The 25,584-nt window shown below is 62.0% G+C and carries 27 protein-coding genes; 17 read left to right on the top strand and 10 right to left on the bottom strand.

Features of this window, described 5'->3' with window-relative positions; genetic code table 11:
- Window positions 1–87 precede the first annotated feature (87 nt).
- Together ACFX4T_RS21645 and ACFX4T_RS21650 are read left to right on the top strand one after the other, a co-directional pair.
- Window positions 88–795 carry a FadR/GntR family transcriptional regulator gene (locus ACFX4T_RS21645; RefSeq protein ID WP_216922849.1) on the top strand — a complete coding sequence of 236 codons (708 nt, stop codon included), beginning with the start codon at window positions 88–90 and terminating at the stop codon, window positions 793–795.
- Between the two features lie 136 nt (window positions 796–931).
- Window positions 932–1,393, top strand: a complete 462-nt coding sequence (locus ACFX4T_RS21650) for a hypothetical protein (RefSeq protein WP_216922461.1) — start codon at window positions 932–934, stop codon at window positions 1,391–1,393.
- A gap of 96 nt (window positions 1,394–1,489) precedes the next feature.
- Here ACFX4T_RS21650 and ACFX4T_RS21655 read toward each other — a convergent pair whose 3' ends face one another.
- Window positions 1,490–2,245 carry a ZIP family metal transporter gene (locus tag ACFX4T_RS21655; protein ID WP_216922463.1) on the bottom strand — a complete coding sequence of 252 codons (756 nt, stop codon included), beginning with the start codon at window positions 2,243–2,245 and terminating at the stop codon, window positions 1,490–1,492.
- Between the two features lie 108 nt (window positions 2,246–2,353).
- Here ACFX4T_RS21655 and ACFX4T_RS21660 point away from each other — a divergent pair, with 108 nt between their 5' ends.
- On the top strand, window positions 2,354–3,262 hold the full coding sequence (locus ACFX4T_RS21660) for an SGNH/GDSL hydrolase family protein (protein ID WP_223947633.1): 909 nt from the start codon (window positions 2,354–2,356) through the stop codon (window positions 3,260–3,262).
- A gap of 5 nt (window positions 3,263–3,267) precedes the next feature.
- On the opposite strand, the gene ACFX4T_RS21665 is transcribed toward ACFX4T_RS21660, so the two are convergent.
- Entirely contained in the window at window positions 3,268–4,374 is a 1,107-nt protein-coding gene (locus ACFX4T_RS21665) for an EAL domain-containing protein (RefSeq protein WP_216922466.1), read from the bottom strand.
- 170 nt (window positions 4,375–4,544) lie between these two features.
- Between ACFX4T_RS21665 and ACFX4T_RS21670 the strand changes: the two genes are divergently transcribed.
- Window positions 4,545–5,360, top strand: coding sequence for a CPBP family intramembrane glutamic endopeptidase (locus ACFX4T_RS21670; protein WP_377654049.1), 816 nt, complete (start codon window positions 4,545–4,547; stop codon window positions 5,358–5,360).
- A 185-nt stretch (window positions 5,361–5,545) separates the two neighbouring features.
- On the opposite strand, the gene ACFX4T_RS21675 is transcribed toward ACFX4T_RS21670, so the two are convergent.
- Window positions 5,546–6,469 carry a LysR family transcriptional regulator gene (locus tag ACFX4T_RS21675; RefSeq protein ID WP_377654051.1) on the bottom strand — a complete coding sequence of 308 codons (924 nt, stop codon included), beginning with the start codon at window positions 6,467–6,469 and terminating at the stop codon, window positions 5,546–5,548.
- Window positions 6,470–6,651: 182 nt separating this feature from the next.
- Between ACFX4T_RS21675 and ACFX4T_RS21680 the strand changes: the two genes are divergently transcribed.
- Both ACFX4T_RS21680 and ACFX4T_RS21685 read left to right on the top strand, forming a co-directional pair.
- Entirely contained in the window at window positions 6,652–6,993 is a 342-nt protein-coding gene (locus tag ACFX4T_RS21680; protein ID WP_216922472.1) for a YgjV family protein, read from the top strand.
- 843 nt (window positions 6,994–7,836) lie between these two features.
- Window positions 7,837–9,087, top strand: a complete 1,251-nt coding sequence (locus ACFX4T_RS21685) for an Nramp family divalent metal transporter (protein ID WP_223947629.1) — start codon at window positions 7,837–7,839, stop codon at window positions 9,085–9,087.
- Between the two features lie 16 nt (window positions 9,088–9,103).
- On the opposite strand, the gene ACFX4T_RS21690 is transcribed toward ACFX4T_RS21685, so the two are convergent.
- Window positions 9,104–9,652, bottom strand: coding sequence for a MarR family winged helix-turn-helix transcriptional regulator (locus ACFX4T_RS21690; protein WP_377654054.1), 549 nt, complete (start codon window positions 9,650–9,652; stop codon window positions 9,104–9,106).
- Between the two features lie 105 nt (window positions 9,653–9,757).
- On the opposite strand from ACFX4T_RS21690, the gene idi reads away from it, so the two are divergent.
- From idi to ACFX4T_RS21720, 6 genes are read left to right on the top strand one after another with little or no spacing between them, the layout of a single operon-like run.
- A complete protein-coding gene (gene idi, locus ACFX4T_RS21695; protein WP_216922476.1) occupies window positions 9,758–10,306 on the top strand; it encodes an isopentenyl-diphosphate Delta-isomerase in 549 nt (182 codons plus the stop codon).
- On the top strand, window positions 10,303–11,436 hold the full coding sequence (locus tag ACFX4T_RS21700) for a polyprenyl synthetase family protein (protein ID WP_377654056.1): 1,134 nt from the start codon (window positions 10,303–10,305) through the stop codon (window positions 11,434–11,436). Before idi ends, ACFX4T_RS21700 begins: the two co-directional genes overlap by 4 nt.
- Window positions 11,433–12,335, top strand: a complete 903-nt coding sequence (locus tag ACFX4T_RS21705) for a phytoene/squalene synthase family protein (RefSeq protein ID WP_377654058.1) — start codon at window positions 11,433–11,435, stop codon at window positions 12,333–12,335. Before ACFX4T_RS21700 ends, ACFX4T_RS21705 begins: the two co-directional genes overlap by 4 nt.
- A 14-nt stretch (window positions 12,336–12,349) precedes the next feature.
- A complete protein-coding gene (crtI, locus tag ACFX4T_RS21710) occupies window positions 12,350–14,017 on the top strand; it encodes a phytoene desaturase family protein (RefSeq protein ID WP_377654113.1) in 1,668 nt (555 codons plus the stop codon).
- A complete protein-coding gene (locus ACFX4T_RS21715; RefSeq protein WP_377654060.1) occupies window positions 14,017–14,424 on the top strand; it encodes a lycopene cyclase domain-containing protein in 408 nt (135 codons plus the stop codon). Before crtI ends, ACFX4T_RS21715 begins: the two co-directional genes overlap by 1 nt.
- A complete protein-coding gene (locus ACFX4T_RS21720) occupies window positions 14,421–15,620 on the top strand; it encodes a prenyltransferase (protein WP_377654062.1) in 1,200 nt (399 codons plus the stop codon). The genes ACFX4T_RS21715 and ACFX4T_RS21720 overlap by 4 nt, the downstream gene beginning before the upstream one ends.
- On the opposite strand, the gene ACFX4T_RS21725 is transcribed toward ACFX4T_RS21720, so the two are convergent.
- Window positions 15,615–16,157: a MarR family winged helix-turn-helix transcriptional regulator gene (locus ACFX4T_RS21725; protein WP_377654064.1), complete on the bottom strand. Its 543-nt coding sequence runs from the start codon at window positions 16,155–16,157 to the stop codon at window positions 15,615–15,617. The genes ACFX4T_RS21720 and ACFX4T_RS21725 overlap by 6 nt on opposite strands.
- A gap of 148 nt (window positions 16,158–16,305) precedes the next feature.
- Between ACFX4T_RS21725 and ACFX4T_RS21730 the strand changes: the two genes are divergently transcribed.
- The 3 genes from ACFX4T_RS21730 (at window position 16,306) to ACFX4T_RS21740 (ending at window position 18,350) form a co-directional block, all read left to right on the top strand.
- Window positions 16,306–17,715: a DUF222 domain-containing protein gene (locus tag ACFX4T_RS21730; RefSeq protein WP_377654066.1), complete on the top strand. Its 1,410-nt coding sequence runs from the start codon at window positions 16,306–16,308 to the stop codon at window positions 17,713–17,715.
- Between the two features lie 78 nt (window positions 17,716–17,793).
- Complete coding sequence (locus ACFX4T_RS21735; RefSeq protein WP_377654068.1) at window positions 17,794–18,150, top strand: hypothetical protein; 357 nt, start codon at window positions 17,794–17,796, stop codon at window positions 18,148–18,150.
- The gene (locus tag ACFX4T_RS21740) at window positions 18,150–18,350 is read left to right on the top strand and encodes a YegP family protein (RefSeq protein ID WP_377654070.1); all 201 of its coding nucleotides are present in this window, start codon (window positions 18,150–18,152) and stop codon (window positions 18,348–18,350) included. The genes ACFX4T_RS21735 and ACFX4T_RS21740 overlap by 1 nt, the downstream gene beginning before the upstream one ends.
- Window positions 18,351–18,424: 74 nt before the next feature.
- Here ACFX4T_RS21740 and ACFX4T_RS21745 read toward each other — a convergent pair whose 3' ends face one another.
- From ACFX4T_RS21745 to ACFX4T_RS21760, 4 genes are all read right to left on the bottom strand, one after another.
- Window positions 18,425–20,785, bottom strand: coding sequence for a glycoside hydrolase family 65 protein (locus ACFX4T_RS21745; RefSeq protein WP_377654072.1), 2,361 nt, complete (start codon window positions 20,783–20,785; stop codon window positions 18,425–18,427).
- A 29-nt stretch (window positions 20,786–20,814) separates the two neighbouring features.
- Window positions 20,815–21,546 (bottom strand): HAD family hydrolase, encoded by a 732-nt coding sequence (locus ACFX4T_RS21750; protein ID WP_377654074.1) that lies wholly within the window; start codon window positions 21,544–21,546, stop codon window positions 20,815–20,817.
- 8 nt (window positions 21,547–21,554) lie between these two features.
- Entirely contained in the window at window positions 21,555–22,556 is a 1,002-nt protein-coding gene (locus tag ACFX4T_RS21755) for a LacI family DNA-binding transcriptional regulator (protein WP_308169275.1), read from the bottom strand.
- A 241-nt stretch (window positions 22,557–22,797) separates the two neighbouring features.
- On the bottom strand, window positions 22,798–23,421 hold the full coding sequence (locus ACFX4T_RS21760) for an alpha/beta hydrolase (RefSeq protein WP_377654076.1): 624 nt from the start codon (window positions 23,419–23,421) through the stop codon (window positions 22,798–22,800).
- A gap of 25 nt (window positions 23,422–23,446) precedes the next feature.
- Between ACFX4T_RS21760 and ACFX4T_RS21765 the strand changes: the two genes are divergently transcribed.
- Both ACFX4T_RS21765 and ACFX4T_RS21770 read left to right on the top strand, forming a co-directional pair.
- Window positions 23,447–23,896 (top strand): helix-turn-helix transcriptional regulator, encoded by a 450-nt coding sequence (locus tag ACFX4T_RS21765; protein ID WP_216922496.1) that lies wholly within the window; start codon window positions 23,447–23,449, stop codon window positions 23,894–23,896.
- Window positions 23,897–23,906: 10 nt separating this feature from the next.
- The gene (locus ACFX4T_RS21770; RefSeq protein ID WP_216922497.1) at window positions 23,907–24,308 is read left to right on the top strand and encodes a VOC family protein; all 402 of its coding nucleotides are present in this window, start codon (window positions 23,907–23,909) and stop codon (window positions 24,306–24,308) included.
- 96 nt (window positions 24,309–24,404) lie between these two features.
- Here ACFX4T_RS21770 and ACFX4T_RS21775 read toward each other — a convergent pair whose 3' ends face one another.
- Window positions 24,405–25,550 (bottom strand): glutamate--cysteine ligase, encoded by a 1,146-nt coding sequence (locus ACFX4T_RS21775; RefSeq protein WP_223947615.1) that lies wholly within the window; start codon window positions 25,548–25,550, stop codon window positions 24,405–24,407.
- Window positions 25,551–25,584: the final 34 nt, after the last annotated feature.

Consider the following 25,584-nt stretch of genomic DNA (forward strand, 5'->3'; position numbering starts at 1 on the left):
CAAGCAGCAGTGGAGGTCGGGATAGCAGCGCAACTCCCTGCGTAACAAGTTGCCCCACTCTGTGAGCCATGCCATATTCATTCCATGATCAGCCTGTTGGACAGCTGGACTGCTGGACAAACCAAAGTCGTAAGGGTCGGTGCCGCCGAGGCAGTGCTTGCCACCCTGAGGGCTGCCATTGAAGACGGCAGCCTTCCAGTAGGTTCGCGCCTGGATTCGGAAGCCACGTTGGCGCAGCAGTTCGGCGTCAGCAGGACCATGGTGCGCGAGGCCCTGAAGTCTTCAAACGCCTTGGGCCTGACCGTAACCCGGACGGGCAAGGGCACTTTCGTCATCGCCGACAAAGTTGGCCAGGACCTGAAACTGGGCAAATACTCGGCGCGCGAACTCCTGCAGGCACGGCCTCACATTGAAGTGCCGGCCGCCAGCTTGGCCGCGGAACACCGCAGCCAGCAGGATGTGGAATCACTCCGGGAAATCCTGCGGGCCATGGATGAAGAAGATGATCTGGAACAGTGGGTCATCCTCAACTCCGAGTTCCACGCGATCATCGCCCGCAGCAGTGGCAATGGCGTCTTCGCGTCGATGCTTTCAGACATCGAGGAGGCCATGGCCAACCAGTCCAGCACCTTGAACCAGGTTGTGGACCGGAGGAAGGAATCCGGACTCGAGCACGCGGCCATTTTTGAAGCCATCGAAAATGGCTCGGCTCAAGATGCCGGGATCGCCATGATGCGGCACCTTCATGGCGTAGAAGGATCGCTTGGGGCTGTCCTACCGGTCTCGGCGCCCTAAAGCCCTGGATCGAACAACGCAGCCCACCACACCATTCGGACGGGTTCAACGACGAATCCGCCCCGTCTCATTGCGCCCCGCGGGGTGCCTGACCATAGGAAATGATGACAAAAAAGTCGACCGCTTGGACACGGCCATGACAACGACTTCCATCAAAGCCCCCACCCGAACCACGAGCCAGACCCGAACCCAACTCACCAGAAGCCAAATCCTCAACTACCTTGCTCGCAATGGCGCAAGCAAAGTATCAGATATCACCCACGGCGTCACAGCCTGCAAAGATACCGTCAAGGCCCGCCTCTCCGAACTGGAGGAAGAAGGATCCATCCGGGCAAACGTTCCCGCCGATATCCGCGGAAGAACCACGCCCTACTACTCGCTCACCACAGCTGACCTTCCGCCGGAGCCACCGAAAACAATCATCACTGTGCACATCAAGCACGCTGCTGACGGCCGGCTGACGTTGGCATTCGACGACTACCCGGGGCTCACAACTACAGCCCGGAGCTTCGTCGACATACCGGCGGCTGCCCGCAACGCCGCGTCCCGTTACACCGGCCACCCCGAGGCCAGCTTCGCAGTCCACATCCGCTTTTGAAACAACGACGGCGGTACGCGCCATAGGTGCGTACCGCCGTCGTTCTTCTGCACCCCGGATTTTTTGACCCAGGCCCGTCAACCCCCCGGCATTTCCTCAACCCCCAGTGCGATGGATCGTGAATGCGGTGAGGAAGCCTACGGCTGCAGTCAACCCGGTCAGGTTGTGGTGTTCTTCGAAGGCCTCAGGAATCATCGTGTCCGCGAGCATGGCCAGTATGCCGCCTGCGGCAATGGCGGTAATGAAGGCGATAAGGGCCTCGGGTGCATTTTCCAGGGCCGTGTATCCCAGCAGGGAGGCAAGCCCACTGAAGACGGCTATCCCGGTCCACGTTCCAAAAACGTAGGCCCGGCTGCGTCCCGCCTTCTTCATCCCCGCTGTGCTGGACAGCCCCTCAGGCACATTGGAAATGAAAACTGCAGCGAGCATGGCAGGACTGACGGTGCCTGAAGCGAGAAGCCCAAGCCCGAGGACCACCGATTCGGGCACGCCATCGATGAGTGCACCCACCGCGATGGCTGTGCCGCTGCCGGGCGACTCCTTCTCGGAGGGCTGCCGTCCGCCGGAACGCTTCCGGTGCTTGGCGCCTGCCCGGTTCAGGAGAACGTTCGAACCGACAAAGATCACAGCCCCCGCAAGGAATCCGCCGATCGTCGGCAACAGGCCACCGCCCTCCACCGCTTCGTCGACGAGCTCGAATGCGAGTGCCGAGATCAGCACGCCTGCGCCGAAGGCCATGATGGTTGATACGACTTTTGGCGGGACTTTCCATAGCCAGGCAATTCCGGATCCAAGGACCAACGCCCCCCCGGCAACGGTTCCCCACATCAGCGCCTGCAGCCACATCGGCATGATTCCTTGCCCTTCCACGCAACCGGCTCGAACCTGCATGGTAAGCACACTTACTACTAATCCGCACAACCCATGGCGTTGCTCCGCGGGAGAGCGCAATATGGGGGAATGAACGCGCCCAGCGCCGACGGTCGTGGCGGGAATGGAAGTCCGGCGCCGGGTCCCACCGGATCCGGGAACCGCCTGCACCCGTGGAGCCGCTATGTGGCGATGGGCGATTCCTTTACCGAGGGGGTGGGCGATCCGGAGCCCGGCAGCCCCGGCGGACTCAGGGGCTGGGCTGACAGGGTCGCGGAAGAACTGAGCGCCGGCCACGAGGACTTCGCGTACGCCAACCTTGCAGTGCGCGGACGGCTGCTCCACCAGATCCTGGAGGAGCAGGTGGCCCCGGCCCTAGAGCTGCAGCCGGATCTCATTACGCTCAACGCCGGTGGAAATGACCTGCTGTTCCATAGGAGCGATCCCGACAAACTCGCCCTCGAACTTGATTCAGGTGTGACAGTCCTGGCGGCCACCGGCGCAACAATCCTGCTGTTCGCCGGCCCCGACTGGGGTGCAACCCCGGTACTCGGACACACCCGTGGCAAGGTAGCCATCTTCAACGAAAACATGCGCATCATCGCGGCCCGCCACGACGCCGTGATCGCCGACCTCTGGGCGTTGCGTCAGCTCACCAACCCGCAAATGTGGGATCCGGATCGGCTGCATTTCTCCCCGCTAGGCCAGCACACCATCGCCTCGATGGTGCTGGATACGCTCAATGTCCCGCACACTTTGGAGCCGATGGTTCCCAAGGCCCTGCCTCCACGTACGTGGCGGGAGGCGAGGGCGGACGACATCGTCTGGGCACGGGAACACCTGGTTCCCTGGGTTCTTCAACGCCTCACGCAAAGGCTCGCCGACGACAACCGACACCCCAAGCGGCCGGATCCCGGGCCCGTTTTTGGCGCCGGGATGCCGCCGGGGACGTACGTGGGAACGGATCCGCACAACGTGCACAGTGAGCGGGAACCCTGAAGAAACTAGCCCGTCGGCTGGGCCTCAGCTTGCGCGCGAATGCTCCAGGCGGACCAATCCAGGGGGTGAACCGAGGGACGTCCGAGCAAATATCCTTGGGCGGCAGTCACCTTTAATGCCGTGACTTCCTTGAGTTCGGCCGGAGTTTCGATGCCCTCCGCGACCACCGCAGCTCCAACTTCCCGGGCGAGCTCCACCACTGCCCTGGCCCGGATCCGTTGTCCCTCGCTGCCTTCGATGCCTTCAATGAGATGGCGGTCGAGTTTAATGATGTCCGGGCTCAGCTCGCTCAACAGGTCCATGGAAACGAAACCGGCCCCGGAAGCGCTGACAGCAACACGCAAGCCGAGCGAGCGCAACTGGCCGAGTCCGTCGTCGCGCGTTTGGCCTTCCAAGGCTTCCAGGCTGCCGGTTAGTTCAACGATGATCCGGTCCGGGGCCAGCGAGGCAGCAGCAAGCAGGTTCCGCACCCTCGGGTCACGGGACGTCGCCGGAGTGAGGTTCAAGGCAACATACATGTCGTGGGGGACGTCCTTGGCCGCAGTCAGCGCGCAGTGAAGGGCTGCGATCTCCAATTCAGTCCCCAGGCCTGCTTCCGCAGCCTCGCGGAACCAGACATCCGCGCCCGCGCCGTCCGCACCGACGAACCGGGTCAACGCTTCGACGCCCACTACGTTTCCGTCAGGCAGCGCGTGGACCGGCTGGAAGGCCGTCAACAAAAGCTTGTCCGCAAGTATTGTCTGGATGTCTTCCCGAACCTCCTGGCTGACGGGAACGGTCACCGTGCGCGCTGCATCGGAGGACTCAAGGTGGACACTGGAAACTTCCTGCAGAACCGGAACCGCCGGCTCTGAGGCCGACGCCTTCCGGGTTTCCAGCAGGTGCTCCAGCAAGGCGCCCTCGGGATCGTCCGGACGAGCCTCAATGAGCTGGCGAAGTTTGTTCCTGGCCTCTTCACTCTTCGGATCAGAATCAGTGAGGATGGCATCGATGATGTCCAACACCTGTTCGCGCATGGTCATGTCCTGGGCAAAGGTGGACGCGTCGACGTCCTCCGCTGATGCGTGATCGGCACCGGCGCCCGGTGGAAAAGAGCCCGCTTCTTGAGCCATTGAATATTCCTTTATGAGTATCCCCCGCTGGCTAAGCCAGACATGACCTGACCCGGAAAAGCATGGGCCTTGCCACGAATCTTACAGAGAAGTGCCGCGTTCCAGCTATGGGCCTCGGCCAGTATGGGAAAACCGTGTCGTCCGGCAGCCAGCACTGGGATGCTGGAGGTGTGATGTCGACTTCCACGGAATCCCGGACCGCGCTCACCTGGAAGCTTTTGCCAGCGGGCCTGCTATCCCTGTCCGGGGTGCCGCTTTTCGCCCTGGGCAATGATTTTCTCGGCTACGCACTCGTGACGGCCAGCATTGTCACGGCTGTCTTTATCGACCCCCGCTTGATGCGGCACCTGGCATTGATAGCAGCCGGAATGGTCACCATCAGTCTTGTGCCCCTGAACGCAGATCTCAGCATCGAACACATGGCACTCATGGGTGGCGCCTTGGCTTTGGCCGTGCTGGTTCCGTGGCTTGTATCCCGCTACCTGTACGACGAAAGGATCATCAAATTTCCGGTCAATACTGGCCGTCCATGGCCGCTCGCCGCGAAGCTATACCTGGCGGGCGTCGTAGCGCTTGGATACTTCATCCTCCCGGCATACCTGATCCGGACAGGCGTCTACCACAATTGGCCGGACGCCTCCGATCCCAGCATCTTCTGGCGCCTTTTCCTCGGAGTGAACTCCGTGGGCATTTGGGACGAACTGTTCTTCATCTGCACCACTTTCACGCTGTTGCGCCAACACTTCCCCGACTGGTTGGCCAACCTCCTGCAAGCCGTGGTCTTCTCATCCTTCCTGTGGGAGATCGGCTACCAAGCCTGGGGTCCCCTGCTGACCTTCCCGTTCGCGCTGCTGCAGGGATATACGTTCAAGCTGACGAAGTCCTTTACCTACGTTGTGTCAGTTCATCTGCTCTTCGATTTCGTCCTGTTCCTGGCCTTGGTCCATGCGCACAACCGCGACTGGTTGCCCATCTTCCTGTACTGAGACCTCTTGTTACCGCGAGTTGAACCATGACGCGGAGCGAACTGAACGGAGCGCTATCGCCACGGAACTCCGGTGCAGTCCGCCGAACGTGAGCCGAGAGATCCGCCAGCTACGTGAGAAACCCCCGGACACCGCATTGAACAAGCAGTCCCCGGCGCCGTCCTGCAGGAACTTCCGTGGCCCGGTTAGGAGCCCGCGCGCGTGTCGAAAGCGGCGGCTGATTCCCGGAACAGGCGTGCCACCGTGTCCAAGGGCAGGCTCGTTGGTCTCCGACGCTCATACCGCCGGAGGGCAATGTGCCTGGTCCCCAGGCCAGGTACGTCCAGGACGTCCACATGATCCTGGAGCACGCCGGTGAGGGCCAGAGTGGGTACGATCGCAACCCCCTCGCCGGCGGCAACGAGTGCCAGGGCGGTGAGCGTGTCCTGGTACTGATGTACCGTGTCCACGCGGGCTCCGGTGGAGTGGCGGAGGCGCCCCAGAACAGCAATGTTGGCAGCCGTCGGTTCCACCCCCAACCAGGGAAGGTGCAAGCGGCTGAGGTCGATGTTGTCCGCGGCCAGCAGTGATCCGGCGGGCACCACCAACTTCCAAGGTTCATCCAGCAAGGGCTCCTCAACCATGCCGGCGGCAAGTGGATGCTGCACAGCAGCTGTCGAATCCTGTTCAACCACCACGGCATCGAGCTGTCGCTGGCGGAAGAGGCGCATCAGAGCCGGGAAGCTGTCCTCCACAATCTGGATCTGCAGCTCGGGGTACTGGCTGCGCCATTCGGGCAGCCGTGGAATCACCACTGTCCGCATGAAACTGGTGAATCCGCCAACCCGGACCACCCCGGCGATTTGGGCTTCGCCTTGCATCCGGGCACGTGCAACGTTGAGTGCTCGCTCTATCTCTTCCCCCGCCTCAGCCACCGCCAATCCAGCGGGCGTCAGGACAGAACCTTTGGGAGTCCGTATGACCAGAGCCTGGCCCGCCTCGCTCTCCAGTTTGTTGAGCTGTTGTGACACCGCCGAGGGAGTAATACGCAACTCGTCCGCCGCGGCCAGGACACCTCCTGTGCGTGCAACGGCAAGGAGAACCAGCAATCTCCGTGGGTCCATCTCCATGTTAAGAAATCCTAAATACGGGATTCAGAGGAATGCAATTGAACTAAATGAGAATCTGCACCAATATCTATCTCAGAGCTGCTGTTCGTGGATCCCGTAAAGGTCAGACCCAAGACAGCCCTACTCCTGAAAACACCTGTAACCGGCTGGCCTGCCGGGCGCTTCGTCCTGAAAGGAATCCAATGGAACTGCTGTGGGAAATGACCGGCTGGGCTGGCGCTGTGGCGATGCTCGGTTCTTACATGTCTGTCTCCATGGGTTGGTTGAAGCCGGGTGTCAGTTTCCAGACCGTGAACCTGTTTGGTTCTTGCGCCTTCATCGTCAACGGCACAATGCACGCTGCCTGGCCGTCGGTGGCCACCAACGTGGCGTGGTTCCTCATCTCCGCAGTAGCACTGATTCGCCTCCGCGCCACGCGACGGCCTGTCCATGTGGAAGTCCAGGAGCAAAGGCCCCAGAACAACCCAGGCACCGGCGCCCACCTGATCATCCCGGTTCCCCAAACGGTGGCCAACTGCCCCTAGGGCTGTTTTCTAAATCCCTGCTCCTTAGCCGCGATGCTCCTGCGACACAGGAGGGACGGGGTTCCACGCGCTGATCGTGCGTTCACTCAGCCCGGTTAGCCGGGCGTTCTCGCTTCGGTTTCGCAAGACAGCAGATGGCCGAGGACGACGTCGCCCCTTTTTGGGCAAGGTGCCGTCCCAGCTCGACGTTGTGTAAATCGGCGTTCATTTCGTGAACGACGGTGAATCATTCACGCTCACTAGCGGAAACTAAGGCACGGGAACCCGCCCCAAACGGCGTAACTGCGGGACCCGGTAACCGTTCGACGGCGTCGTTTGTCGTCGCCGCGGCATCGGAGCTACCACGAGGCATCACCAGCTGCGGTCGGCCGCCTGTTCCGGGGACGGCTTCCTAAATCGGCGGTACGATGCCCGATTACTTAGGCGTGCAATGGCGTATGGCCCACGGCAAGATCCAATGGGCGCCACCTGCGTCCTTCTGCTGCTGCGGATGTCTGGTGGTCCGACGAAGATCCGCGCCTTGCCCATTAGTTCGTCGTCCGCGAACAGGCCGACCTTTCCTCATTCCCGTCGACGCAAGAGAGGCCGACCAGTCGTAGCCTGGTCGGCCTCCGTTAAAGGGAGACAGTCGCGGTCCCCTTTATCCAGATAACTCCCATGAGCTTCAGGAAAACCGAGCATCAATGCCTGAGGCTCCATCGAGTCGGACATGTTCCCAAGGCGCGCTCCGAGTTGAACAATGACGCAGAGCGCACCAAAACGGAGCGCCTAAAAACTCGTTTTCGGTACGCCTAACTTTCGGCTATCCTCAAAAGAGAATTCCGCGATGATGAGGATGAACCGATGACCGCCCCCAGCCTGCTAAGACGACCTGCACCGGCGAAAGTCTGGTCGCGGCTGCTCCTGCTTGGCCCTGCTTTCGTGGCGGCGATCGCCTACGTCGATCCCGGCAATGTGGCCGCAAACCTGACGGCCGGAGCCAACTACGGATATTTGCTGGTATGGGTGCTGGTTGCAGCCAACGCCATGGCAGTCCTTGTACAGTACCAATCAGCGAAGCTCGGCCTGGCAACCGGCCTGAGCCTTCCGGAGATTCTCGGCAAGCGGCTTGGCACCAAGCGTCGGCGCCTTTACTGGGCGCAGGCCGAGATCGTTGCCGGTGCCACGGACATGGCCGAGGTGATTGGCGGTGCGGTTGCGCTCAATCTCTTGTTCGGGCTACCGCTGCTGGCCGGTGGTCTCATCGTGGGTGTCGCATCGATGATGCTGTTGGCGTTGCAGTCCCAGCGGGGCCAACGCTCCTTTGAGTACGCGATCCTGGTGTTGCTGGGAATCATTGCCGTCGGGTTTGTGTCCGGCTTGTTCGTCAACCCTCCGGACGCGGGAAGTGCACTGGGCGGCTTGCTGCCACGCTTTGAGGGCACGGATACGGTCCTGTTGGCAGCCAGCATGCTTGGTGCCACCGTGATGCCGCACGCGATTTACCTGCACTCGGCCTTGGCGCGGGACCGCCACGGCTTTTCTGAAGACCCGGCTGTACGGACGCGGCTGATCCGCGCAACCCGCGTTGATGTTGTGGGCGCTCTTTTGCTCGCCGGTGTGGTGAACATTTCGATGCTCCTACTGGCTGCCACCAGCCTCCGGGGAATCGAGGGAACGGATACGATTGCCGGCGCCCACGCGGCCGTGACGTCGGCACTTGGTCCGGCTATCGGCGTCGTCTTCGCAATTGGCTTGCTCGCCTCCGGCCTCGCGTCGACGTCGGTAGGCTGCTATGCGGGTGCAACCATCATGGGCGGCCTCTTGAAGGTGCGCATCCCGCTGCTGACCCGCCGCGTGATCACCCTCATTCCGGCATTGATCGTTCTGGGTGCCGGCGTTGAGCCCACCCTGGCGTTGGTGCTGAGCCAGGTCCTGCTGAGCTTTGGTATTCCCTTCGCGCTGATCCCGCTCATCAGGCTCACTGGTAAGCGCGAGGTCATGGGCATCCATACTGACAGCACGGCGTTGAAGATCGCGGGCTGGACGAGTGCCACCTTGATCGTGGGGCTGAACATAGTGCTCATTACGTTGACTGTTAGCGGCAATTCCTAAGGCACTAATCCGCCCCCTACCTCGCAGAAAGCTCCCTGGCCAAGTCATCCAGGAAGCGCCTCACCGTTTCACGCTCCTCAGGAGTCAGGCGGGCGGCGGCCAGAAAACGCCTGGCTTGCTGGCGCCCTACGGTCCGCATGGCCGTCTCGTGGGTTTCAGGGGTGATCGCGATCGCAAGGGCCCTCCTGTCCGTGGGGTGCGCTTGTCTTTCGATGTGCCCCGCGCGTTCCAGCCGGTCGAGAAGTTTGGTGGTGGACGCCGTCGAAATGCCCAGGTGCGCAGCAATGGCCCCGGGGGTGGCAATGACTCCGCTATTCGCGCTGACGATCAGATAGTGGAGGGCCCGCATGTCCGAGTGGTTGAGTTTCATGAATTTCAGCGATGTTTCAGAGAGCCACTGTTCGGAATCACGCAACCTTTCAAGCGAGGCCATCAGTTGACTGATCTGTTGGACGTCTTCCCGGGATAGGCCCTCACGGTCTACGAGGTCGTGCTGGGGGTCGTTCACGTCCATGTCGTACATGCCAGGGGAAACGGAGGCTTCGATTTCATCCGGGCTGTTCATTCTGAGTATGTTACACCTAACTGCATACATGGTAGCCTTCTAGCTAGCTTGTCTAGCAATATCTGAATGGATCTTCACGTTCCATGGGCCAGAGGAAGGCAAAGAATGAACGCGACAGAAATGGTCGTCCTTCTCGACGACGCCGGTAGGCCCATCGGCGAAACCCCCAAAGAAGCAGTCCACACCCAAGAGACGCCACTGCATCTTGCCTTTTCCTGCTACCTGCTCAATGACCTTGGCGAACTCCTCCTCACACGCCGCTCCCCTGAGAAGAAGACGTGGCCAGGTGTGTGGACCAACAGCTTTTGCGGCCATCCGGCTCCCGGCGAGGACGCCGAGGATGCTGTTCTCCGTCGCGCGCATTATGAACTGGGAGTGGACGTGCGGCGAGTCGAGCTGGTCCTCCCTGACTTCCGTTATCGCGCCGTCGACCCTTCGGGAATCGTCGAGAATGAGCTTTGCCCTGTCTACGTGGCCCGGGTGCTGGGATCGCTCAGGCCAAATCCACTCGAAGTGTCTGACTACGCATGGATGTCGCCAGGACTCCTTGCAGAAGCCCTGGAGAGGACTCCTGACGCGTTCAGCCCATGGCTGGCACTGCAATTTCCCCAGCTCGTCGAAGCTCAAGCGCTGGGCCTCGGAGCACGAGCATGACTCTCACGTCCAGTGCCACGCGCGTCAAGACTGATCGCCGTAGGACCGATCTCTGCTCCGCCATCGAGGACGAATTGGGTGGAATCATGTCCGGGAGAGCCCTTGCAGCGGCCCCGTACGGTCCCGGTTTTGCCCGGCTTTGGGCGCTTGCCGGTGAGAACGTGCTCGGCGGGAAATTTGTTCGTCCGCTACTCCTCATGGAAATGTACGACGCCCTGCAAGAGCCCGGCATGCGCACGGACCGTCATCATTCAAACCGGCAGACCGCCATCAGCATCGCGGCCGCCGTCGAGCTCCTTCACTACGCCTTCCTCCTGCATGATGACGTGATCGACGGCGACCTTGTCCGCCGCGGCAGGCCAAACCTGATCGGGTCCCTCCTGACGGAAGCCGGACTCCCCCGCGCCGGTAGCCAGCCCGGGCAACAGGCAATTCTGCATTGGGCCCGCACGGGCGGGATCCTGATGGGCGATATGTTGTTGGCCGCCACCCATCAGGCGTTCGCAAGGGCGGACCTACCCCACCCGCTGCGTCTCCGGCTCCTCGATCTCCTGGAACACACGATTATCGAGACAGTGGCCGGAGAGCAACTCGACGTGGGGCTGGGCGACGGCGTCATCGCCCCCGAACTTGAGACAATCCTCATGATGTGCGGATACAAGACCGCCACCTATACCTTCGAACTTCCGCTTCGCGCGGCCGCCGCCCTGGCCGGTGCTGAACCTTCCACGGAATCGGTCCTCGCCACGGCGGGCCGACATCTTGGGCTGGCTTTCCAACTCCAGGACGACTTCTTGTCCACGTTCGGGGATCCCCGCCAGCACGGCAAGGATCCCTTTTCCGATCTGCGTGAAGGCAAACAAACGGCCATCATCGCGTATGCGCGGATGACCAGCGCGTGGCCAGCGATTGAGCCCTGGTTCGGTAGGTCCGAACTCAGCGGCCTGCAGGCGGAGCACGTACGCCGACAGCTTAGCGACTGCGGGGCCGAGGCCTTCGTCCAAGGCTTGATCCGGGAGCAACTGGCAGACTTCCACGAAATCCTACGGAGCCACGCAGCAAACATTCCGGAAACCGCACGCAACGTCCTGATCGATCTCGCCGCGCAACTGAAAGGACGCCAATCATGAGCATCGATATCGATACGTCCTTTACGCATTTCACGCGGACGGCCGAACGCGCCGCAAACCAGGTCATTGCCGCCTATTCCACCTCCTTCGGGCTCGCAACCCGGATCCTCGGACCCCGCCACCGCCAGCACGTACGCAACATTTACGCTTTGGTGCGCGTGGCCGATGAACTCGTTGACGGCGTCACTGCCGAAGCCGGCCTGAGTCACCAACAGCAAAACGACGCCTTGGACCACTTCATCGACGAAACCCATCGAGCGCTCCGGATCGGCTACAGCAGCGATCTCATCATCCACGCCTTCGCCCAGACGGCACGTGTGGCGGGGATAGATGAGTCCCTGATCGACCCCTTTTTCGCCTCAATGCGCACGGACCTCGGCGAGCGCACGGCAACGCTCGCCGTTCCTCTCCGATTTGATGCCGCGGCTCATCAGGGGTACGTGTACGGTTCGGCCGAGGTAGTTGGGCTGATGTGCCTTCGCGTCTTCATGCGCGGGGAGAACGTCGACGACGGCGATGCCGCGGCTTTGCGGTATGGCGCCAGCAGGTTGGGCGCTGCTTTCCAAAACATCAACTTCCTGCGCGACCTCTCCGATGACACGGCCCGGCTGGGCCGCAACTATCTGGGTATGGCAGACCACCTCGAGGACCGGGATCGTTTGGAATGGGTGAAGACGATCCGTGCCCAGTTGGACGATGCCAACTCGGTCATTCCCCTCCTTCCGCGCGACGCCCGGGCCGCAGTCAGAAGTGCGCTGGCGTTGTTCGCCGCCCTGACGCGCCGCATAGAAAAAACCAACATTGACCAGCTCTACCGTTCCCGTGTGCGCGTCCCTGACGCTTTCAAGGCAGGGCTCGCCGCCCGGGCAGTCGCAGCAACCTGGCTGGAGCACCGCTGATGATGCGGCCGCGAATCACCCGGACAGTCGTGATTGGTGGTGGCATCGCTGGGCTTGCCACCGCCGCCCTCCTGGCGAAGGAAGGGCATGAGGTGCAACTTCTGGAGCGGCTCGAGCACGTGGGAGGCCGGGCCGGAACGTTGGAGCGGAGCGGTTTTCGCTTCGACACCGGACCGTCGTGGTACTTGATGCCTGGCGTCTTTGACCACTTTTTTGAACTGTTGGGAACCAGCACCGCGGAACAGCTCGATCTCCGCACACTCAATCCCGCCTACCGCGTTTTCAGTGAACCAAACCACGACGGCGGGCGGCCGGATCCCCTCACAGTCCCGCTGGGCAGAGAACAAGTCATGCGGACGTTCGAGCGGGTTGAACCTGGGAGCGCACAGCGCCTTGCAGCCTACCTGGCTTCGGCAAAGCAAACCTCGGACATGGCTGAACGCTTCTTCCTCTACAACCCCTTCACCCAACTGCAATCGCTACTGCAGCCCGAGATCCTGCGCGGTTTGCCGGAGCTGGCCCGCCTCCTGCTCACTCCGCTGGAGAAGTTTGTTTCCCAGCGTTTTCACCACCCTGTGCTGCGTCAGGTCCTGGGCTACCCAGCCGTCTTCCTGGGCACCAATCCGGCTGAGGCGCCCGCCATGTACCACTTGATGAGCGCATTGGATCTTGGCGATGGCGTCCAGTACCCCATGGGTGGCTTCACACACCTCGTGGAGCGCCTCGAAGCGTTGGCACGTGAAGCCGGTGTACGCATCCAAACCGGGGCCGAGGTCGTCCAGATCACCACCCGAGAAGCAGCCCGGGCTGGAGGCAAGGGGCATCTGGGCGGTTTGGACCGCCGTCGTCGATTGCCTGGAACCGCCAAACGCGAGGTGACCGGCGTCCGGTGGCGGGAGAAGCAGGGCAGCGAGCATTTCAGCGTTGCGGACATCGTGGTTTCCGGTGCGGATTTGCACCATACAGAAACCGCCCTGTTGGCCGCTGAGGACCAGAGTTATCCGGCCACATGGTGGCGGCGCCGAACCAGCGGTCCCGGTGCTGTACTGGTGATGCTCGGCGTGAAGGGGCGGTTGCCTGAACTCCCGCACCATTCGTTGTTCTTCACCAGGGACTGGCAGGCAAACTTCGAGTCGATCTTCGGCAATCAGCCCAGTATCCCGGACCCCGCTTCCATCTATGTTTGCAAACCCAGTACCACAGACCCAGGCGTTGCCCCACGGGAGCACGAGAACCTCTTTGTGCTGATTCCCATACCCGCGGACCCGGGAATCGGATCAGGCGGGCCGGACGGTGCAGGCGACTCCCTCATCGAGAGGACTGCCGACGCCGCCATCGACCAGATCTCGGAATGGGCCAACATTCCCGATCTCCGTGAACGCATCGTGGTCCGGCAGACTATTGGACCCGGAGATTTCTCCCGCGACTACAACTCCTGGCGTGGGGGCATGCTCGGCCCGGCGCACACCCTTGGACAGAGCGCGATGTTCCGTGCCCAGAATGCTTCCAAGCGCGTGGCGGGGCTGTTCTATGCCGGTGCCACCACCGCACCAGGCGTAGGCGTTCCCATGTGCCTCATCAGTGCGGAACTGGTGCTGAAAAGGATTCGCGGGGACCACAGCGCCGGGCCCACCGTTATCGACCCCAGCCGCGTGAAGCCTACCGCCAGCAGGATGCGCTGATGGGCATCGTCTATCTGGCCGCGCTGCTGACCGGCACTGTGTGCATGCTGATGCTGGATCACCGATTCCGGTTGTTCTTCTGGCGCGACGCCAGAGCGGCGGCGATCGTGACCGGCGTCGGGATTCTGTTCCTACTGGGCTGGGACCTGGCCGGTATCGGTCTGGGAATCTTCCTGCGTGGAGAGGGTGCAATCGCAACCGGGGTGATGCTCGGACCGCAATTGCCCCTTGAAGAGCCTGTCTTCCTGCTCTTCCTGGTGCTGTGCACGATGGTGCTTTACACAGGAGCGCGGCGGATTCTTGGGCGCAGTTCCAGGCTGCCGCGTGAGAGCGACCGGCGACGCGAGGATCGGCGACTGGAGGGTCGGCCACCCGACGATCAGCGACTTGAGAAGAAGAGCGTATGACGTACTTGTGGCTCTCACTCGTGTTCGTTGCGCTAGCGGCCGTGGTGGGCGTGGCTTGCGTCCGGAAGGGCGCCAGTTCCAGCGAAGCCAGGCAGCACTGGAAGGCGGCCGGCCTTGCCTTCGGGGCTCTGGCGGTGCTGACAGCGGCTTTCGACTCCGTGATGATCGGGATGGAACTCTTCCGCTACGACGCCTCACATATTCTGGGCCTGAAGATCGGGCTCGCACCCGTGGAGGACTTCGCCTACCCCTTGGCGGGCGTGCTGGTTCTTCCCGGGCTCTGGGTATGGTTGACGCGGGGGCGGCAGCCAATACAGCGCAGGAACCTCAAAGGCCTCATCCCCCAAGCCCTACTGGCGTCACGCCCCATTAGTTGGATCAACACGGCATATCCGTTCGCTGCGGCGATGTTTCTGACTACTCGAGAGGTCGACTGGGTGCTGGTGGTCGGCACGCTGTATTTCCTCATCCCCTACAACCTGGCGATGTACGGCATCAACGATGTGTTCGACTACGCCTCGGACCTGCAGAACCCGCGAAAAGGCGGCATTGAAGGCGCCCTGCTTCAACCGAGGCTGCACCGGCCAATGCTGTGGCTCGCCGCCATCACCAATGTGCCATTCCTTGTTGTGCTGGCGCTTGCGGGTGGCCCTGCTGCATGGCTGAGCATCGCCGTGAGCGCCTTCGCCGTGGTCGCCTATTCCGTGGCGGGACTGCGTTTCAAGGAACGTCCTGTCCTGGACTCGCTGACGTCCAGTACGCACTTCGTAAGTCCCGCCGTCGTAGCTTTGACGTTGGCGGGCGCCGAGATGACGCCGGGACTGCTGATCCTGCTCGCCGCATTCTTCTTGTGGGGCATGGCGGCGCACGCCTTTGGAGCCGTCCAGGACATCGAACCGGACCGGCAGGCAAATATCGCTTCCATAGCGACAGTCTTCGGTGCCCGGCGAACGGTGCGGCTCGCCGTCGTGCTCTGGCTTGTTGCGGGTCTCGCCATGCTGGCCACGCCGTGGCCCGGGCCGCTCGCAGCAGCCATCGCCGTCCCGTATATCGCCAATTGCGCTCCCTGGTGGAACGTCACGGATACGACGGCGGCACGCACCAACACTGCGTGGCGCCGTTTCATCTGGCTCAACTACGGATCGGGATTCCTGCTCACGCTGATACTGATCCTGCAATGGAACCTGACGTCATGAAGCGGTAGATCCCGGGTCCTGTGGTTGTTCATCGGTTGGGTCGTCGTCGATCGCGTCCACGGCCTCGCGCATGTGCTCAAGAAAGTCCATGACCACCCGCGCTTCTTCCGGACTCAGCGCGCTTGCAACGTCCAGAATCCGGCGATGCATGCCACCCAGCGTGTGCCGGACTTCCTGGTCCGAACCTGCAGTAGGCCGCAGGATCAAGGCCCGACGATCCGAAGGATGCGCTTCTCGCCGGATGTGTCCGGACTCCACCAAACGATCGATCAGCGTGGTCATTGACGCTGACGTTATGCCCAAGCGGTCGCCCAGGTCCTTGGGTTTCATCACCTTGCCCGCAGCTTCAGCTTCGAAAAGGTACCGCAAGGCCAAGAGGTCCTTTTCACCCATGCCCATGGCCGACCGGGTGCGTCGACGCATGGCCTGTTCCGAGACACGATAATCCCGGAGGGCATTGAGGACGTCAACGGCAAGGGCTTTCTGTCCAGGGTCCTTGCCGTACCAATAGCCCTTAGCGTGGCCGTTTGCGTCCATCCCATGATCCTTCGATAAGCGTGAAGCTTGTTTCCCTAGCATCTGATCCTAATTCACGGTGCTGGGTGAACACAGGGAGGCATGATTTGGATGGTTTTCCACATAGGCGCTTTGGCCCGTCCCTAACGCAGATGGCTGCTGGAAGAGTATGGAGCAAAACCGAGAGGGCCAAGCAGCTAAGGCGGCTTCCGCTGTGCCTGGTTCTGTACCTGTGGCTACTGGCTCTCGGGGCTCTGATGTTGCGGATTTGCTTGCGACGCTGGGCTCATTCCAGGTCGGCGCAGCTAGCAATGAGCTAATCGACCAGATACGTGGCCTGGAAGACGTGAAGTCAGCGATCGCGGCTTTGCAGGCGCGAACGTCGGTCGCGTTCGACCGTGCCCAACGCCGCGAACAAGCCGCCACTGGCGTCCCCTCCGCTGAGCAGGGTCAGGGTGTGGGTGCGCAGATCGCCCTTGCACGGCGTGAATCACCCAACAAGGGCTCCCGGCTCCTCGGACTGGCCAAGGCCTTGGTCTCGGAAATGCCCCGCACCATGACCGCCCTGGAAACCGGGCAACTGAACGAATGGCGGGCCACCCTGCTGGTGAAGGAAACAGCCTGCCTCTCCGTCGAAGACCGGGCAGCCGTTGACGAGGAACTCGCCCCGGATACCGGAACGTTCGACGGCGCCGGGGACAAAACCATCATCGCCGTCGCACGAGCCGCAGCCTACCGGCGTGACCCACGCTCCGTCACCCAACGCGCAGAGGACGCCGCATCCGAACGGCACGTCAGCCTCCGCCCCGCCCCGGACACCATGACGATCCTTACCGCGCTGCTCCCCGCCGCCCAAGGCGTCGCCGCCTACGCCGCGCTCAGCCGCCATGCCGGCTCCGCCCGCTCCGGCGGGGACACCCGGACCCGGGCACAGGTCATGGCCGACACCCTCGTCGAACGCCTCACTGGCACCCCAAGCGGCATCAGCGGCATCAATGTGCAGCTCGTCATGACCGACCGCGCCCTCTTCCAAAGCGACAGCGAACCAGCACGGCTCCAAGGCTACGGAATCGTCCCCGCCGGATGGGCAAGAAACCTCGTCACCGGAGGGCAGGCCGCTGGGAGCCCGGAGTCCAAGGAAAGTAAGGATTTCAAAGTCTTGCTCCGCCGGCTCTACACCTCACCTGCCAGCGGTGAACTGCTGGCCATGGACTCCAAAGCCAGGCTCTTTCCACCCGGGATGCGCCGCTTCATCCAAACCCGCGACGACACTTGCCGCACACCCTACTGTGACGCGCCCATCCGCCACATCGACCACATCGTCCCCTGGCACAATGGCGGCGCCACCAACCTGGGCAACGGCGCTGGACTCTGCGAAGCCTGCAACCACACCAAAGAAAACCCCGGCTGGACCGCCAAAACAATCCCCGGTGGGCGGCATCAACTGGAAATCAGCACCCCCACCGGACACAAATACCAGTCCAAAGCCCCACCCCTCGGATCCCGATACGAGGAGGATTACCCCCGTTCGAGGACTAGGCCGACATCATGTGACCGTTGCAGATCACGTAATGATTGACATGACATAACTCACATTCTGTAAGCTGGATTGAAAGTCACGCAGCCGGCTTCCCTCGTTCTATTCCGGGAGGTCCGCATGGCCCCCAATTCCCTTAAATCCGAGATCCTCCTCGCACATGGAGTCGCGTCTTCCGCGGCTGCTGTTGCTCGAAGAAGAGCAGCAGGACACCATGTCGCGCCCAACAAACCCGACGCCCTCCTCGGGGCGATAGCCGTACGGCAACTGTTTCACCGGTGGCCTTTGGTTCCATCGCGCGAGCTTGAACGCATCCGCCACGTCCTCATCCACTGCGATCAGCTGGGCTCGGCTGATACCCATCATTTGTCCGAGCCGGCCCAAGCGCTTCTGGAGCTCATCAACACCGAGTTGGATCGGCGTCGTTCATCGGACAATTCGCACGCGGCCGACGCAATGCAGCGGGGTGCCGCTTAATGGCGGGGCATTTCGAAGTCGTTGACGCCACTGACGGTGACTGCAGGGTACGCCTGGTCGATGATGACGGGATCGAACTCGCGCTCACCGTCACTTATAGGGACAAAGGCGCAGCAGCCAGGGCTATTTACACGCTGAGGGAAATCGCAGCAAGTGGCCTCATTGAGGACCACACGTCTTCGTTTCCCTCCCCCAACTGAGGCGCATTAGCGGTTGTTCCCACGGCGGGGAACAACCGCTAATGCTGCGACCTAGCCCAAAGAGCCGTGCCGGTCTATGCCCGAACGATCGGCAGTCCTGCGGTCGGGAAGACGCTGGGAAAGATCGACGGCGGCGGCACGGGTACCGTGTCCAGCGGCACCGTGATGGTGTCCGCGCTGACGGTGACGTCGTGATCCCGAACCCGAATCAGCAGCGGCTCATCGCTGTAACCGGAACCGGTAACGAGCGCGAGCGCGATGGATCCCTGAACGAGTTCCACAGACAGCAAACGGCCACGGACCTTGAGCCTGAAGGAGAGGCCTTCCCACTCCACGGGCAGCCGCGGATCGAAGCGCAGTACCTCGCCCTGATCACGCATTCCGGCGAAACCGCAGACCAACGAGCTCCAAATTCCGCCGGTGGAGGCGATGTGGACGCCATCGATCGTGTTGCCATGTGAGTTGTCCAGGTCAATGAACAACGCTTCGGTGAAGTGCTTCAGCGCGACGTCGCCATACCCAACTTCGGCAGCCATGATGCCCTGCACGCAGGCGGAGAGGGTGGAGTCGCCGGTGGTGATGGGGTCATAGAAGTCGAAGGCGCGCTGCTTTTCCTCGGCTGAGAAGTCTTGCCACTGGAGGAACATGGCCAGCACTGTATCGGCCTGCTTAAGGACCTGGTGCCGGTAGATCACCAAGGGGTGGAAGTTCAGGAGGAGGGGGTACTTGGACTTGGGCGTATTCCAATCCCACGGCTCCAAGGTCATGAAGTCGTTGTCCTGGCTGAAGACCTCCAGGTGGGGATCGTAGGGCAGGGACATGCGCTCGGCAGCTTGGCGCCACACCAAACGTTCCGTGTCAGCGATGCCTTCGTGTTCCAAGGCAGCCGCGGCACGGAGGTTAAACCGCGCCATAACGTTGGTGTAGAGGTTGTCGTTGACCACGGCCGTGTATTCATCCGGCCCGGTGACGCCGTGAATGTGGAAAAGGCCATCCTTGCCGAAGAAACCCAGGGAGACCCACATGCGTGCCGTCTCAATCAGCAGGTCGGCACCGATGTCGGCGCGGAAGCTGGCGTCGCCGCTGGCCCACTCGTACCGGTTGGCGGCAAAAGCGATGGCCGCTGCGATGTGGAATTGGGCTGTTCCGGCCGCGTAGTAGGCACTCGCTTCCAGCCCGTTGATGGTGCGCCATGGGAACAGAGCTCCGTCCACGCTGAGTTCCTTGGCGCGGACACGCGCGTCCGGAAGCATAGCGTGCCGTGATTCGAGCACCTTCCGGGCACCGTCAGGATTGGTGTACGTCAGATAAGGGAGCAGGTAGACCTCTTGGTCCCAGAAGTAGTGGCCTTCATACCCGGAGCCACTGACGCCCTTCGCAGGAATGCCGGCGACCCCGGCGCGGGCTGTTGCCTGCGCAAGCTGGAAGAGGGCCCACCGCACGGCTTGCTGGAGTTCGGGCTGGCCGCCGATGGCCACATCCGCGGTGGTCCAGTACTGGCTGTAGTGGGCCTGGCTCTGCGCGAGGATTTCGGAGAACGGCACCAGGTTGGCCTCGGCGTCCGCCGCCAGGCTCTCGCCGCCGTCGTCGTCCGCCAGTGTGCGCCCGGCCACGACGTAGCTGACGGTTTTCTCCAGACGGAACGCTTCGCCGCTGTTGATGGCCAGGACGTAGCGAACGGATGATTCGTCCTCTGCGACGACAGTCTCGAAGGGCTGGCCTTCCGCGGAGATCCAGTGATCCACGGCCATGGCGATGCGCTGGCGGGATTCCGAGGTCTCCCACGCCAGGCGCAATGAGCCATCGGCGCCCTGGAGGTGCAGCGGCAACAGAACACGGCCGGCGTGCCGGCCGGATCTCCTGGGGTCATGGACCGAGTGGTCCTCCACAGGCTGGTCCTGGCGGTTTACGACGCCGGAAACGATGTCCGCGGACACGTCGCGGTCAGCGCTCACGGACAGTTCCAGGCCAAGACATCCGCGCGAGTCGAACCCGACGGCGCGGCGCTCCACCGTGGTGACGGTAGCGCCGGAGCGGCAAGCCCACGTGGTGGTTTCCTCATAGACGCCTGTGGAGAAGTCCACACTTCGGTGGTAGTCCAGCACCGTGGATTCGGCCAGACTCAGGGGCTCACCATCGATTGATACCGTGAAATTATTGGCGTCCGGGACGTACACAATCCGCTGGCCGGTACGCGCAAAACCGTATGCGTTCTCGGCGTGCTTGATGTCCCAAATCTCGTGGAAGCCGTTGATGAACGTTCCGGGAAGCTCCCCGTCGCCCCGCGTGGAATGGGCCCCACGGACGCCAAGGTGGCCGTTGCCAAGGGCGAACAGCGTTTCCAGGGTTCCCTCGTCCCCGGGGACGTGGATACTTTCCACGAGCTTCCAAGGCTCGCAGGGAAAGCGCAGCCGATCAGAGCTGATGAGTGCCATGGGCTAAAGAGGTCCTTCGAAAAGTAGGGTCAGAGAAGATCGTTGAGGTCATCGACCACAAGGGTGGCGCCGGCGTCGAGCAGTGTTTGGCGGCCGGCGCCGCGGTCCACACCGATGACGGCCTGGAAGTTGCCGGCGCTGCCCGCCTGGACGCCGGAAACGGCGTCTTCCACCACGATGCATTCCTGGGTGGGCACGTCCAGCAGGGAAGCTGCGTAGGTGAACGTGGCCGGATCCGGCTTGCCCGGAAGCCCGACGGCGGCGGCTACCTGACCATCGACGACCACCGTGAAGTGGTGGTCAAGTCCGGCTGCCTTCAGTACGGCGGGGGCGTTCCGTGACGAGGACACGACGGCGACCTTGAGTCCCAGCTCGAGCGCGGCGTTGATGAACTTTACCGAGCCCGGGAAGGGCTCGACGCCGCGCGTGTCCACGATCTCGTTGAAGATTGCGTTCTTGCGGTTTCCCAGGCCCTGCACCGTTTCATTCGTGGTGGCGTCATCCAGCGGCCCTTCCGGCAGCGTGATGCCGCGCGAGGTCAGGAAGTCCCGGACGCCGTCGAAGCGTGGCTTGCCGTCGATGTGATCGAAGTAGTCGCTTTCCTGGTATCGCTGCGGGTGGCCTGCCTCGGCAAGGTAGCCATCGAAGAGTTCCTGCCATGCTTGCTCGTGCACCACGGCAGTGGGCGTCAGCACGCCGTCGAGGTCGAACAAGAGCGCCGAAGCGCCAGTCCAGGCATTACGAAGATCAGTCATGTGCATAGTTCCGTTCAGCGCTTGTGGCGCGTGGTTTTGCGTTCGATGAGCTTGGTATCGAGCAAGTGATTGGAGGGTTGGTTGGGGGGATCTGTGTTCAGGAGTCGTTCACACAGCAGGTTCGCGGCGAAAGCACCTTGGTCGGCAACGGGTTGTGCCACGGTGCTGAGCCCAAGAAACCAGCTCATGGGATGGTCATCGATTCCGATCACGGACACATTTTTGGGGACGGAGAGGCCATGCTCACGCAACGCCATCAGCGCTCCGAACGCTGCTTCGTCGCAATGGGCGAACACCGCCGTGGGCCGTGCCCCGCGGGTGATGAGTTCGGTCATTGCCCGGCGGCCGTCGTCGATGCTTGGCCCAGCAGCCACCACAAGGTCCGGGTGGACGGTGAGGTGGTGTTCATCCAGTGCACGCCTGAAGCCGCGGAACCGCGGGGTCTCAGTCACAACGGAGTGTTCATTGCTCGAGAGAACGGCCAAGTCCCAATGGCCCAGTCCCAGCAGGTGTTGGGTGGCCTGCCAAGCTGCGTGCTCGTCATCGATACCAACATTGTCCCACGGAACATTCCGCATGCCCACGCTGGCAACTGCCAGCCCGGAAGCCTCCAAGGCTTCCACTTCCTGCGGGTCGAGGTCAACGTTGAGCAGCAGCAACCCGTCCACCCTTTGCGCCAGCCGCTCAAGGTCGCCGAAGACTTGCTTACGGACGCTGGCCTTGTTGCGAAGGCTGATCAGGACGGTGTCGTAGCCGCTGTCGCCGAAAACCTCCTCTGCCGCTTCCACGGCCTGCGCAAAGAACCACGCTGTGGCGGTGGGGGCGATGATGGCCACGGAACCCGTGCTGCCACCGGCCAGTCTTGATGCTGCTGCCGAGGCTTTGTAGCCCAGCTTGTTTGCGGCTTCCGCCACTTGCCGTTGGGCCTTTTCGGAAACGTTGGGGAGATTCCTCAGAGCCCTGGACACCGTACAAATGGACAATCCGGAGAGGACTGCAACGTCCTGGATTGTCACCCTGTGAGTCCTAACCATGCAACACGGCCTCAACCCTTTCCATACTCGAAGACACGTTATGAGAACGGCGCGGCACGCATGGGAAAGTCCTGTTGGGGCGGGCCGCAAGCCAAAAGTGTAAGCGCTTACAATTTTGTCATTCAATAGTGTGTGGCCGAATGCGAATTTGTGACGCGAATCTCACGGAAAGGTTGATTCTGGCGGGCGGATGCCGTCTAATCCAGAGGCCTGCTTCAGGGCCCTACGGCCCGCTTAGCACGTAGTACCGGAGGAACGCACTGACATCCACCAGCTCCGCAGGCTCAATCCTGTGCCCCATCCCCGGGTAGGTACGCGCCGTCAGGGCTACATTCGCGTGCAACCACTCTTCGGTGTGGGCGATGGCGTCTTCGTTGATCACGGGGTCTGCCTTGTCACGGCCCCAAAAGAACGGCGGAGGTGAATCAAAGGATTCGCTGAGTGCCAAGAGGTCGTTGTCCAGGACGAAACCAGACAAGCCCACCGTTGCCTTGAAAGCGTGCGGCCTCAGCCGCAGCAGCGTGCTGGCCATAGCCATTCCCTGCGAGTAGCCGAGCAGGCTGACGCTGCTGTGGTTCTCTTTCACGGTGTTGATCCAGTTGAAAACAGAGTTGGTGGAAGTGATGACATCGGCGAAGTCGTTTGTCAGGAAGTAGTCCAGGAGGAACCAACCGTAGTGGTCGCCAATTTCCTTCGGGCCGCGAAGGGCCGCGCAGGTGAATTCCGCGGGAAGTGCTGGAAACAGATCCACCATGCGCTGCTCGCTGGTGCCGTAGCCATGCATCATCACCAGCAACGGCGTGCCCCCACGCTGGTTTTCGGGCTTCGACCAGACCACTGAATCCATGGGACGAGCCTAGTAGACTGGCCCCATGACACCGCAGGAACTGGCCAACCTGGCCCATCTGCGGCGCGCCCGCGATTTCATCGATCGGGAGTACGCGCGGCCTTTGGATGTGCCCACCATGGCGGCCGGGGCTCTCATGTCTCCAGCGCATTTCTCCCGCCAGTTCAAGGCCGCATACGGTGAATCGCCTTACAACTACCTCATGACCCGGCGCATCGAACGGGCCATGGCCCTGCTGCGGGCCGGAACCAGCGTTACCGACGCTTGCATGGAGGTGGGCTGTACCTCCTTGGGCTCCTTCAGTTCACGCTTCACTGAGATCGTCGGCGTGACGCCCAGCGAATATCGCTCACGCGAGCACCATGCGGTGAAGGCGATGCCCACCTGCATCGCGAAGCAGCAAACGCGCCCTGAAAGAAACGGCACTAAGAACCTGAGCAGGATTGAAGAAGCGCCCGCCTCGCAGCTGCAATAGCGTGTGAGACATGAACATTTCATTGAAGTACGCACACGTTACTGTCAACGATGTCGATGAGTCGCTCGCCTTCTACCGCGACGCACTCGGCTTGGAAGTCCGGAACGACGTCGGCTCGGACGGCCAGCGCTGGGTTACCCTCGGCAGCGATGCCCAGCCGGACCTCGAACTCGTTCTGTCCCCTCCGCACGCCGGCCGCTCGCAGGCTGATGGCGACGCCATCCAGGAGCTGCTCACCAAGGGCGTCATGCCCATGCTCGTCTTCAACACGGACGATCTCGACGCCACGTTTGAAAAGCTGCGCGCGTCGGGCGCCGAAGTGCTCCAGGAGCCGATTGTTCAGCCGTGGGGTCCCCGCGACTGCGCCTTCCGCGATCCGTCCGGGAACATGATCCGCATCAATCAGGGCTAACACCCAAGTATCAGTACGACGACGGCAGGTGACTGGCGCACTTACCGGCCTGCCGCCGTCGTGCTTTCCAGGGAATGTGAGTACCTCAGCCACCAATTAGTGGCTCAACAGGCCAGCGCTTGAGCGTTCGCCGTACTCATGGGTCGAGGCGATGGCAGCAGAAACGACATCGGAGAGCCTAAGCCGCCGGCTGTAAGCCTGACGTTGGAGACGTTCACCCGTGCCACGACGCAGGATCTTCGCCACGCCGGACCGTGCGAGTGCCAGGTCCCCGGACTTAGTCAGCGCCCCGCGAACGTGCCTCAACAAGGCCCCCGCCACATCCGCAGCAGGATATGGCCGGTGGTCCATTGGGTGAATCAGTTGATCGTTGATGCCAAAGCGGCTGGACCGCCAGTTGGCCATGCGCAACAGGCTCGTCAAAGCGTCCGACGGCGGCTCCCCCTGCCGCCATTGTGTCGCCGCAGTCTCCACCAAAGCCCGGGCGATCACGGCGATGGTGAGTGCATCTTCGGCGTACAGGCAGACGTCGGCGATGCGGAGTTCAACGGTGGGATGGCCTCTTGAAAGGCGGGCATCGAAGTAAATCATGCCCTCGTCCAAGGGGACGCCAGTGCCTAGAAGATGCCCCAGCACCTCACGATAGCCCTCCGCCGAGCCGAAGACATCCATAGGCCCGGCCGTGGGCCACCTGTTCCAAATTTGGGTCCGGTAACTGGCAAAGCCTGTGTCGGAGCCCATCCAAAATGGAGAATTGGCACTCAAGGCAAGGAGCACAGGCAGCCATTGGCGCATCCTGTCCAGGACGCCCGCGCCTTCATCCGGCGATTCGATGGCCACGTGCACGTGGAATCCGCACGTGAGCTGCTCGCGCGAAATAAGGCCAAACTCGGTTCCCATGGTTGCATAGCGTTGATTGCCCAGGGTGGGCGTCGCGTGGAATTCCGGGGGCGTGGCCAAGGCTGCCACCCTGGCTCCCAAGGTCCGCGCAGCCGAGTCGGCCAATGCCCGTCCAAGGCGGATCTCGTCGCGAAGCTCCGCTGCCGTCCGGCAAGGCCGGGAATTCACCTCAATCTGTTCCTGTTTAAACTCGGACTTGAGGGAATCCCCGGCTTCCGGATAACTTGCCGTGTTCATGTGGGGTTGGGCAGCCAGGTCCAGAATGCCGGCCGCAAGCGGAAGCGGCATCCCGTCAACGGGATCTGCGATCAGCAACTCTTCTTCGACGCCAAACGTGCGCATAGCTACCCTCCCCCGCAGTAATGAAATTAGAGGC

The organism is Paenarthrobacter sp. YIM B13468, from assembly GCF_042788025.1.
GTDB classification, from domain to species: Bacteria; Actinomycetota; Actinomycetes; order Actinomycetales; family Micrococcaceae; genus Arthrobacter; species Arthrobacter aromaticivorans.